The sequence below is a fragment of the Microcoleus sp. Pol12B4 genome (genome assembly GCF_036701385.1).
In the GTDB taxonomy this organism is placed as follows: domain Bacteria; phylum Cyanobacteriota; class Cyanobacteriia; order Cyanobacteriales; family Microcoleaceae; genus Microcoleus.
This window is the reverse complement of the sequence record NZ_JAUBQR010000047.1, coordinates 21,718-33,452: the sequence shown is the minus strand read 5'-3', so window position 1 is coordinate 33,452 and position 11,735 is coordinate 21,718. Positions and strand designations below refer to the sequence as shown.

Sequence of the window (11,735 nt, the reverse complement as noted above, 5' to 3'; positions counted from 1 at the left end):
TTTGTGAATCTATGTATAACTATACCGCTGGGATACCACTTAAAAGGTAATTTAGGTGCCGTGATTGCTGTAGCTCTCGGCGACCTACCTACCTATGTAGTAACTAACTACGGTTTGTGGAAAGAAGGACTAACTTGTTTTTGGCAGGATATTCAATTAACAGCGCTGTTTATAGGGGTGCTAGCCACTCTAATTTGGTTTAGAGTGGCTTTTGATTTTGGTCTGCCAATCGATAAAATATCACCGATGGATTTAATTCCCATCAATCAACTATTTCAGTAAACAAAAAGGAGATTGTTTATATTTCAGACGAACACAATATAAAAAGAAAAGTAATTCACTTTATCTTTTTACAAATTGCTCTGTTTCAAGAAATATAGCGAGTGGCCATGAGGTATGCTAAACTGATGTTTTTTTATCAAATAAATGGCATAATAAATTTATTCAAACAAATCGAACAACCAGAAAAAGAACGTCCCAAAGTCTTTGCTGCTGTCGCACACATTACATCATTTGAAGAATCTAACAATCCAGAAAAAGGCGCAGAAAAAATAGAGAGACTCAGGCACAAAATAGATAGACTGTTGACGAGTTTTGCTCATTGCGACCTGAGCATTGCTATCCACACTCTACCGAACAGACACGTTACAGCCTACTTACCTGAATATCAAATTCAGTGCATTGAGATACAAGAAAGCCCTGAATGCGACCCCATGTTTGTAGGGTTTACACTTCAGGAAGAATTTGTCGAAAGAGTAGAAAAATTTGACTGGTTTTTATTTATAGAAGATGACATTGTTTTGTACGATGCTTTCATTCTAGAAAAATTAAATAATTTTAACCGACAAAGTGGGTATGAAAATGCTATTCTTTACCCACACCGTTTTGAAATGTATAAAGGAACCAAGAGATACATTGATTTGACAATAAATGCTCAACTATCGTGGACTTAACTATCTAGTGTAGAGATAGAAACTGTAAAATTTGCTGAGTGTAGCAATCCTCATTCAGGATTTTACTGTTTGTCAAGAAAGCAGATGAAAGAGTGGATGAAATCAGGTCGCCTTTTTAAAAATCAAGTAGTGAATGTCGGGCCTTTAGAGAGTGCAGCGACTTTTTGTATTTTGGAATGTTTCTCAATATATAAGCCTCACCCGTCAAACTTAAACTATTTTGAGGTCAGGCATTACGATAGCAAATATTCTAAGCTATATCCCGCACCAGAATCGCCATATACACTGTCAGCAGTTAATAATATTTCCAACCCACTAATCGTCAAGTATTCGTGAAAGGTATCTAAGCAGGGGTCATGATTATTAGGATGATGGGTAGAGCGCCAGGGTTAACTCTCAACCTATTAAATAATTAGCGATTTGAGATTTAATCTCAAATCTCAAATCTCAAATCTCAAATATTCCTGGACGCAAATGGCACAATTGTAGGGTGATATACTCTCCTCAAAGCCTCTCTCGATCGAGCAATTTTTAGCTCTGAGGTATCCTAAAAGGTAAAAATAAAATTTCACATCTCCACTCGGTTGATACTGTTGAAAGTGCCGCAGACTCCACGGATTTAAGCTCGTGAGTTTAGTTCATTCCTGGAGGCACACACACTTTCAGAAACCGAGTTTTTTACCAACATATTTCGTTGTAGCCATTTTCGCTGGTAAAAAAAACCGTTTCCAAGGGTCGGAAGTACGCCCAAGACAGTAAAATTTAAGAGGGAAAATTTGGCAGTTGATTTTCAGCAGAAAGTAGGAGAGAAAGATTTGTGAGTATTTTTAAGAAAAAAATTAATTCTTCACCCTTCGCTAATCTGCCATTCAAACAGCCGATCGACCGCACGGCCATCTTCCTCATGCTAGTGCTGAGCGTCTTAATCGGACTGCTGCTGCTGAGCGGCGATCGCACAGCACCCAGAGTGCGAGAATTTACCTGGGAAAACAAACAAATCGGCGCTGAAGATACCGGCTTTATCCTCACCTTCTTTCGGCCGATGAACCACTCCACCGTTGAGGAAAACTTAAAACTAGAACCCCCCCTCCCCGGTAAATTTAGTTGGGCTGGAAGACGCATGGCTTACACCCTCAAAGATCCCGCACCCTACGGCGTTACCTACACAGTCAAACTCGCCGGAGCAACCGACAAGTATTTCGGAGAAAAAAACCAAAACAAAGGAACGCCGATGCAACCGTTTAGCAGTTCCTTTCGCAGCCGCGATCGAGCTTTTGCTTACATCGGTGTCCAAGGCGAAACAGAAAGCAGATTAATGCTAGTCAATCTCACTAGCAGCGACTCAAAACCGATACCCCTAACTCCCAAAGATTTAGTCGTTACCGATTTTAAACCGTATCCCGACAGCGATCGCATTTTATTCTCCGCCACAGATCGATCGATCGCCCGTACTCGCGGCACTCTAAATCAAGAACTATTCACAGTCACCACCGGTCTCAACCCCCAATCGGACTCAGGAACTCAAAAAAAATACCCAGCCGGTAGAATCGACAAAATCTTAGACTCCAAAGATTACCAAAACCTCAAATTCGACCTCTCAGCCGACGGAAAAATCATAGTTGTCCAGCGCGTCAACCGCCGCAATCCCGGCGATTTCAGTCCTTGGATTTTGGAAGAAAAAGTGCCACCCAGACCCTTGGAAAATGAACAAGGCGGAGATTTTATGATTCGCCCCGACAGCAAATCGATGGTAATATCTCAAAAACAAGGATTAGCGATCGTCCCCCTCAAACCCGAAGCAGACCCAGTAGAATTTTTGCCAAAATACGAACAAGTATTGGGCATGGCCCGGGACAACTCTGCCGCCGCCTATGTTAAATACAACAGCGACTTTACTCGATCGCTTTTCATCTTAGATAACCAAGGTGTAGAACAAGAAATATTGCGTATTCCTGGCAGCATTATGGCCGTTTATTTCGACCCCCGCAAAAACCAAGACAACCAAATTCAGCGTCTCTACTGTTTGTTAGCCCAACGCCTCAAAACAGAAAGCTACAAAGAACAGCCTTTCATCGCCACCATCGACCTCAAAAAAGAAGGTACTCGTTTGGTAGGAACCATCAAACCGCTGCTGATTTTGCCCAACCAATTAGATACCCAAATCAGTTTATCTCCCGACGGGCTGGCATTAATTTTCGACCAATCAGTCACAGCAGCAACTCCCTCAGCAGCAGACAGTCCCCGCAACGATAGTGGACAGTCGATCGCCACCAGCCGCCTCTGGCTGCTACCCTTAGTAGAAATACCGGCAGACGGTTCTCCCCCAAAACTACAGCCAGAAGAACTTCCCTTTGCCGGCTATCACCCCCGCTGGCTACCATAAATCAATTTGAGATTTTAGGTTTTAGATTGAGCGATATTGGTAAATCTCAATAGGGTAAGGTGCGCCCATAAACACGAAGCGTTGAAATATGCGCGGTGCACACCCTACTTTTACTAAATTGATTTAAAATTTGAAATTTGAAATTGAGTTGATACTAAGCCATACTGGTAAATATTACAAACTTTTGAAACCAACTCTCCAGCCTGCAATTTCACATCTAAAACCTCAAACCTAAAATCAAAATTCGCATGACTCCAGAAGAAATTAGCAATACCCTTCAAGACTTATTTGGTGACAGTGTTGAGATGCCTGCTGTCACTTCTTGGCAAGTAGAAACGCCCAATTTTCGCCTCTTAGTCCTCCTTTCAGAAGACGGGAGTTGGCTGCGGATTTTGCTGCCGATCGCTGATGCCCAGGAAGCTCAACCATTTCTTGATAAACTGCTAGAAGCTAACTTTGACACCACCCTCGAAACTCGCTACGCCTTACATCAAAACGTTTTGTGGGGAGTATTTCAGCACAGTTGTGCCACACTCGCCGCCGCCGATTTCTCAGCCGCTGTCGCCAGACTGCTGGCTTTGCAAGAGAGAGGTTTGTCTGACTTTTTCGGCGGTTTAATAGAAAGCCGCATCCGTCAAATCATCAAAGCTGCGAAAGCGCAGGGACAGTCTGTGGAAACTACCCTTCAGACTTTAGACCGTTTCTACGCAGAGGGATTGATGGGTGAAATGGAACTAGGGCGAGAGTCTCGCGAAAATACTCTCGCGGCTTGGCGGTATCAGCTAGAACGCCTCTGGCCGGAGGTTGAACCCTAAGACGATTTGAGACGGCAGACGGCAGATGGCAGATAGCAGATGGCAAAAAACTGACTACCATCGAGGTTGGAAGTTGCTTAAAGTTGCATTTCTTTTGAGTGGTATGGCCACGGCCAATACGGTTAGAACGTTCTTAATTGCACAAACCCTTGCGGAACATTGCTTCTTCCTTCTCTTGCGACGATAACTAAAGCCTTCCATCCGTTACATTCGGTTACATCCGAAGAAAGCAAATCCGTGGCCGAACTTCTTTCTGCTGTACAATCTGCCGATTGTTGCCTGGACCCCAGTCTTGACGATACCGTTGGAACCTCAAGCCCCTTAGACGATGGCTAATCCGGGCCCTCCAACCCTCGAAGGATGCCCGTATATTCACTGATAAGCCGCTCGCGGTTCTCCAATTCCCTTCTATGACTAGAAAAATGGTATAATTTATCACAATAATTAATTATAAATATTAAAAATTTTCGGAAAACACGCGATCGCAGGTATATCATGGTAAAAAGTTTACAGATGAACTCCGTAATATCCACAAAAGCTTCGATCGTTTAACATTGATTTAGAAACAAAACCTTTAGCACACAATGCTAGTGTAATCGGGTTAGGTCACCGGGTACTATTCTAATTTAACAAACTAGCAACTACCCTCTTCCAATTACCCATTACCAATTAATAGCAACTTAAGTTATCCATCTATACAACATTTAACAGGGGTTTCATCTATGTTTGCTGTGCGTGAGACTAGCTCGGAGTTATCAGTGTTGCATATACCTGAAATTTGTACTTGGGACATCTCCTTAGAATCAACTCTCCTAGACCTGCCCCTCTACAACTGCCAAATTGAATTAACTCAACAGGCAAAAGAAGTAGCCCAGGCTTTTGAAAAAAATTCCATGCTTCCCGGCGTTATTTTGACAGAGGAGGGTACTTTTGTCGGCGTAATATCCAGGCGTCTATTTTTTGAAAAAATTAACCGCCGCTACGGATTAGAAATGTTTTTCAAGCGACCAATAGAGGTATTATACAAGTTTTCTAAGCCAGAGCCGCTGATACTTCCCGGCAGTAAATTAATAGTAGAAGCCGCCGAGGAATCGCTTTACAGGTCAGGAGAATTAATTTACGAACCTGTAGTAGTGGAAGTAGCGCCTCAGAGCTACAAACTCTTAGACGTACACCAATTAATGGTTGCTCAATCAAGAATTCATCAATTAACAAATAAGTTGCTCCACAAACAAACCCAAGCCAAACTCATCCAAACAGAAAAAATGGCTAGTTTGGGGAGAATTGTAGCAGAAGTAGCCCATGAAATCAGAAATCCGCTGAACTGTATTTGGGGGAACTTAACTTTTCTGCTATCCTATTTTGAACATTTGCTTCAGCTCATGTCGGTTTATGAAGAAGAATATCCGGAACCATGTCCCCGAATAGACGCTCTCAAAGAAGAAATTGAATTTGATTTTTTACAAGAAGATTTGCCTATCACCTTAGAAGGGATGGAGTTGGGAGCCTCGCAATTACTAAAAATAGTTAACGGGCTGCACCACTTCTCTCATATGGACGAGACAAAACCAGTGGAGACAGACATTCACGAATGCGTGGAAATGACGCTGTTAATATTGAAAAACCGCTTTAAAAATAGCATAGCAGTGGTTAAAAATTACGGCGAACTGCCGCTAGTAAGCGGCTACTCCGGTCAGTTGAGTCAGGTGTTTTTGAATTTGTTAGTTAATGCTCTAGACGCCCTGACAGAGTACGCAGCCGATCGAGAAATACACACCCAGTACCCGGACAACTGGCAGCCCCAAATCGAAATTACCACTAAAGTCATAGAAACCGAACACGGCAAGCGAGTGGCAATTTGCATTGCCGATAACGGGCCCGGCATTCCTCCAGAAAATCACCAGCAGATATTTGACACCTTTTTCACCACTAAACCAGCAGGCAAAGGCAGCGGTATGGGGCTGGCTATCTGCAATCAAATCGTCACTGAAAAGCACGGTGGCCAACTCAAATTGCGATCGCAACCAGGTAAGAATACTGAATTTGAAATTCTCCTGCCTATAGTTGGCACAACATGATTAACTCAAGAATATTCTCGGTTGTTCGCTCCTGCGGTGAAATGATAGGGTAGCTTAGTAGTAGATTCTCATTTCACTTTCCCAGCGTTTCGGCAACTAAAAGTTCCAGTGGCAAATAAATTCAGTTCCAAACTCATTGGCCCTTCACTCTCCGAAGGTAGCCATCAAGACCTTTCCCTAGAGTCTACCCTCTGGGATTTGCCCCTGTATGACTTTCAGGTTAAATCGAGCTGCTTGGCCGTGGCAGTTGCCGAAATGTTTGAACAGCATCCCCTAGTGCCGGGAGTCGTCTTGATGGAAGCAGGAGAGTTTGCGGGGATGATATCCCGCAGGCAACTGCTGGAATATTTGCTCAAACCCCAAGGCCCCGAGCTATTTTTGCACCTGCCACTAAAAGTTCTCTACAGTTACGCTCGCGTCGAAATATTATTAGTCCCAGAGAGTACAACTATTTTGGCAGCAGCTCCACAAGCTCTGCGTCGATCGCCCGAATTGCAGTCAGAACCAATCGTCGTTCAAATAGACTCCCAATCTTACCGACTGTTAGACCCTAACGCACTAAACATCGCCTACTGGCAAATTCGTGGCATAGAAACTCAAGTCCGTTACGAAAGAGCCCAAACTCAAATGATTCAAAGCGAAAAAATGGCTAGTTTAGGGCGTTTAGTCAACGGAGTAGCCCACGAAATTTTAGATCCGGTAGGCTTTATCTGGGGGAATTTAACCTACGTAAGCGACTACAGCAAAAACTTGATGGAATTGCTCTCAGTTTACGACGCATACTGTACTGACCCCCCGCCGGAAATATCACGGCTCAAGGAAGAGATCGACTATGACTTTTTGCAAAACGATTTCCTCCGAACTGTTGCCAGCATCAAATCAGGAGCAGAACGTTTGAGCAAGCTGGCAAGCAGTTTGCAAAACTTTTGCCACATAGACGATGTTTATCCCAAACCAACCGACTTGCACGCCAACATAGACAGCATACTTTTGCTGCTGAAAAGTCGTTTGACCAGGGAAATCCAAGTAGTGAAAAACTACGGCTACCTGCCACCAGTGCCATGCTATGCAGGACAGCTAAACCAAGTATTTATGAATATCTTAACCAATGCTATTCATACATTAATTAATGAAGCAGTGGGTCAAGAATTGGCGAAAGAGTTCAAAGGTGGAGGATTCAGGGACGGCGATCGCCAGCCTAAAATTGAAATCACAACTCAAGTCTGCTGTCCCGAACCTGCGCCGGATTTAGATAAACTTCATGTTCGCTGGGTTTCGATTTGCATAGCCGATAACGGGCCAGGAATGTCACCTAGCAAGTACAAAAAAATTATAGAATCATTTTCTACGGAAAAACGCGCCCTCAAAGAAACCAGTTTAGCAGTTAGCTATCAAATAGTGACGGGCAAACACGGCGGTGCATTCAGAATGCGATCGGAGTTAGGAAGAGGCACTGAATTTGAAATTTTGTTACCCTTAGCTTAAAGAAGGAAGAAGGAAGAGGGAAGAGGGAAGAAGGAAGAGGGAAGTTCGGCAACGGATTCTGTAACAGATGTAACTGATGTCAGGAAGAGGGAAGAAGGAAGAGGCAAGAAGTTACACTGTATTCCTGATTTATGAAGTATAGGACACGGCAATGCGGTTTCCCTACCCGTTATCTGTACAACAGTCAACAGTCAACAGTCAACAGTCAACCATTCTCTAACTGACTGCCGCACATTTTACAAAATCTAGCATTAGCATCGTGTACAGACCAACCGCAACCTTTACAAACCGCTTCTCCGTGATTAGCACTTTTAACTAATTGTTTAATCAAATCCCCCAATTGCCAAGGAATCAGAGCAATTCCCGTCAAAATCATCAAAATAGTCAGAAAACGGCCGGATTCCGAAATCGGAGTAACATCGCCAAATCCCACCGTGGTCATCGTGACAACGGAGAAATAAACAGCATCCAAAAAAGTTCCAAAACTTTCGGGATTTGCCGGATGTTCGACTTGATAAATCAAACCAGAATAAACAAAAATTATTGCCAGCAAAGTAAACAAAATTCGAGCAAAAATCACCCCATCTTCGCTACTGATGCGGAAAATAGAAATTTTTAATTCCAGAAACCGGATAAGTCGGAGAATTCTAAACCAGCGAAAAATTCGGATAAAACTAACGTTGACAAATCCCAGCAAAAATGGTAATATTGCCAGCAAATCAATAATTGAAAAAAAACTAAAAATAAATTTAACTCGATTTTCGGCACACCACAGTCGCAATAAATACTCAAACACAAAAATAACTAAAAGCGCTGTATCGAGAGTTTGGAAATTAATTCTAACAGTTTCCGAAATCGGATAAGTTTCGGCGATGAAGCTGGTCGAAGATAGGAGAATGAGTCCGGTAAGAGTTAAATTGACGGTTCTGCCAATTGGGGTTTCGATGTCTTCGAGATAAAATCCAATTTGCGATCGGGTTAACATAGATGAGATAATTAATACCATTTATGAGGTAAGGGAATTATCGCATATGAGTATCGAATTAACTAAGGGTGAAAGGTTCAATCTTTCTAAAGAAACTCCTAATTTCAGTAAAATTGCGATCGCCCTGGGGTGGCAAGTCAGCCAGACAGCCCAAAACTGCGACATTGACGCATCAGTTTTTATGTTAGCGGCGGACGGTCGCATTCCCGATGAAAAGTATTTTGTATTTTACAACAATCTGACATCGCCGGACGGTTCGGTGCGACATTCGGGAGACAGCAGGAATGGACAAATGGAGGGAGATGATGAGACGGTTTATCTGGATTTGAGCAAAATCAATGCGGCGATTCAGGAAATAGTGTTTGTGGTGACTATTCACGACGGACAGGAAAAAAATCAAAGTTTTAGTCAAGTTGAAAATGCTTTTATCCGGCTTTACAATTCAGAGAATCTTAGCGAATTGGTTCGGTACAATTTAAATCAGATATTTTCGCAAGAAACGGCTTTAGAATTTGGACGGTTGTATAAGAAGAATGGCGAATGGAGGTTTCAGGCGGTTGGACAGGGATATAATGCTGGGTTGCAAAGTTTTGTAGACAAGTATTATGTTGAGAATGCGGTTGAGAAAAGCTCGACTGCTGGTGAGAAGGTTGATGATGCTGAGGTTTTGAGGCAGTTTAGCGATCGGGTCGATCGGTTATTGCGCGAAGAGGCGATCGATCAGACAGCGATTCCAGCATCTAGCGAAGCGGTAAAACAGCCAGTTGCTACTCCTGTAAATGCGGATACTGTGGAAGCCGATGCTGACAAAATAACTGATGATTCTACTCAAAAAAGTCAAGAAGCCGCTGTTACTGCTGAGGAATTTTGGAAACGGTATGAAGAAGGAGAACGCGACTTTACAGGGATTAACCTAGCGGGAGTGGATCTAAGTGGCAAAACTCTCGACTCTAATGTCAGTCTAAGTCAAGCCAACCTAAGCAGTGCCAATCTAGCAAATGCCAAATTGACTGGGGTAAATTTGATTGGAGCTAACTTGCAAGGCGCTAATTTAAACTCAACAAACTTGCTAAATGCTGATTTGATTGAAGTTAATTTAAGTGGCGCTAACTTAACCAAGGTAATATTGTATTCCGCAAGACTCATTCAGGCAAATTTGAGTCTAGCTAACTTAAGCCAAGCAAAGTTAGATAGCGCAAACCTGACTACAGCAAACCTCAGTAGAGCTAACTTAACTCAAGCAAATCTACCTAATGTTAACCTGACAGGAGCAGACTTGAGTCAATCGAAGGTAACTAAAGTCAACCTTAATGGTGCAAACCTTAGTGGTGTTAACTTAACAGGGGTAAGTTTGACTGGGGTAAACCTTCAAGGAGTTAACCTTAGTGGCATGAATTTGAGTGGGGTAAATTTGACTGGTACAAACTTAAGTTATGCCAAGTTGATTGGGATTAACTTAAGTGGAGCAAGTTTGAGTGGCGCAAACTGTTTAGGCGCTAACTTGGATGGTGCTAACCTCACAGAGGTAAATTTGATTGGGGTAAACTTACAGAGCGTTAATCTGAGCGGGCAAAACTTGAGTGGGTTTAATCTCTCTGGGGTTAACCTACATGGAGCAAACTTAAGTGAAGCAGACTTAACTTCTGCAAACTTGTGCGGGGCAAATTTGAGCTATGCAAACTTAGAAAAAACTAACCTGAAGGAAGCTAAACTGGTTGGAGCAAATCTGGAAAAGGCAAAACTCACAGGTGCAATTATGCCAGATGGCACAATTCACGAATGAATTCGATCGCACGTAGTAAGAGTAAGATGCACAATGTATTTGTGTAAATTTAACCGAAAGTCCGCCAGGGAATGAATTCCCTGGCTAGCTAATAGCTTAAGTCTTCTTCAGAGGACTAATGAGTTCTTCAGTCCTCATAGCGAGGACTTTTGCTATGAGGCAGAGGTTTAAACCCCTGCCGGACTGAGGGAAATAGCGTTAAATTGACACCAATGGTGTGCATCGCCCTCCATAAAAATAAAGTATGATGAGTGTGAAATATCAAATACATAGATTGTAGATGAATGAATCTGACACAGAAGTTATAGAATCGACCCTCAGATGGATGACGGAGTTTGTCGAGCTACCGCATCCAGTTTTCAGCGATTTACCGATTTGTCCCTTCACTAAAAAAGCACGCTTGGCAAATCAAATTTTATTCAAAATTGAGCGTTTTTCAGCGCTAACTGAGTTTGATGGAGATTCTGCCATAATGAAATCGATTTATGAATTTTACAATTCGGAATTTGAAATAATGGTAGTAATTAATCCCGAAAAAACCGTAATTACTGCGCCACAAACTAAAGAATTGATAGACAAACTGAATAGTCAGATTTCAGAGTTGGGCTTGCTGGCTTTTCACACTCATCCTGAAGAAGATTTTAATATTGACGGGCTTCATACTAGAAGGATGCCGTATCCGGGCTTCACCGTTCAAGTAAATTCTAAGCTGAAACCCGCTTCCGATGCTTTAGAGAAAACTGAATATTACAAAAATTGGACTGTGGAACAACTAAAATATTTCGGGATTCCGAGAAATTGACGATCGCCCACCCTCCCCGCGCATCTCTCAGCCATTACAATAAACTCAGCAAAAAATCTTTACACATAAGAACTCATGCAGCTCAAGTCAACAACCCGCCATATTCGCATATACACCGCCATCCTCGAAGATAACGAACTCGTACCCAGCAACGACCTTTTGACCCTCGACATTGACCCAGATAACGAACTTAACTGGAACGATGAGTCAATCAAACAGGTATATGCCAAATTCGACCAACTCGTAGACGCATACGAGGGCGAAGACTTGACCGAGTACAACCTCCGCCGTATCGGTTCGGAGTTGGAACACTTGGTACGATCGCTCTTACAAAAAGGCCAAATCAGCTACAATCTCAACAGCCGCGCTGTCAACTACAGCATGGGATTGCCTCAAGTTGATGCCAAAATTCACCTGTAACGGCGATCGGGCGATCGGCATTTATGTCAAC

Annotated in this window: 9 protein-coding genes and 1 pseudogene; 9 read left to right on the top strand and 1 reads right to left on the bottom strand. The window is 42.8% G+C overall.

All coding sequences use genetic code 11. The features are described from left to right. The 6 genes and pseudogenes from QUA38_RS09315 to QUA38_RS09290 form a co-directional block, all read left to right on the top strand. Positions 1–282, top strand: a pseudogene (locus QUA38_RS09315) (oligosaccharide flippase family protein); the annotation flags it as partial. 107 nt (positions 283–389) lie between these two features. Next, on the top strand, positions 390–953 hold the full coding sequence (locus QUA38_RS09310) for a hypothetical protein (RefSeq protein WP_333161094.1): 564 nt from the start codon (positions 390–392) through the stop codon (positions 951–953). Positions 954–1,770: 817 nt separating this feature from the next. After that, positions 1,771–3,336, top strand: coding sequence for a hypothetical protein (locus tag QUA38_RS09305; protein WP_333161092.1), 1,566 nt, complete (start codon positions 1,771–1,773; stop codon positions 3,334–3,336). A gap of 248 nt (positions 3,337–3,584) precedes the next feature. Next, a complete protein-coding gene (locus QUA38_RS09300) occupies positions 3,585–4,151 on the top strand; it encodes a hypothetical protein (protein ID WP_333161090.1) in 567 nt (188 codons plus the stop codon). Positions 4,152–4,873: 722 nt separating this feature from the next. After that, positions 4,874–6,229 carry an ATP-binding protein gene (locus tag QUA38_RS09295; RefSeq protein WP_445305041.1) on the top strand — a complete coding sequence of 452 codons (1,356 nt, stop codon included), beginning with the start codon at positions 4,874–4,876 and terminating at the stop codon, positions 6,227–6,229. 108 nt (positions 6,230–6,337) lie between these two features. After that, on the top strand, positions 6,338–7,714 hold the full coding sequence (locus QUA38_RS09290; protein WP_333161086.1) for an ATP-binding protein: 1,377 nt from the start codon (positions 6,338–6,340) through the stop codon (positions 7,712–7,714). Positions 7,715–7,919: 205 nt separating this feature from the next. Here the strand turns inward: QUA38_RS09290 and QUA38_RS09285 are convergent, their stop codons facing one another. Continuing rightward, positions 7,920–8,699: an ion transporter gene (locus tag QUA38_RS09285; protein ID WP_333161084.1), complete on the bottom strand. Its 780-nt coding sequence runs from the start codon at positions 8,697–8,699 to the stop codon at positions 7,920–7,922. 46 nt (positions 8,700–8,745) lie between these two features. Between QUA38_RS09285 and QUA38_RS09280 the strand changes: the two genes are divergently transcribed. The 3 genes from QUA38_RS09280 (at position 8,746) to QUA38_RS09270 (ending at position 11,704) form a co-directional block, all read left to right on the top strand. Further along, positions 8,746–10,482, top strand: coding sequence for a pentapeptide repeat-containing protein (locus QUA38_RS09280; protein WP_333161082.1), 1,737 nt, complete (start codon positions 8,746–8,748; stop codon positions 10,480–10,482). A gap of 280 nt (positions 10,483–10,762) precedes the next feature. Beyond that, positions 10,763–11,284, top strand: coding sequence for a hypothetical protein (locus tag QUA38_RS09275; protein WP_333161080.1), 522 nt, complete (start codon positions 10,763–10,765; stop codon positions 11,282–11,284). A gap of 75 nt (positions 11,285–11,359) precedes the next feature. Beyond that, positions 11,360–11,704 carry an NAD(P)H-quinone oxidoreductase subunit M gene (locus tag QUA38_RS09270; protein ID WP_333161078.1) on the top strand — a complete coding sequence of 115 codons (345 nt, stop codon included), beginning with the start codon at positions 11,360–11,362 and terminating at the stop codon, positions 11,702–11,704. Positions 11,705–11,735 lie beyond the last annotated feature (31 nt).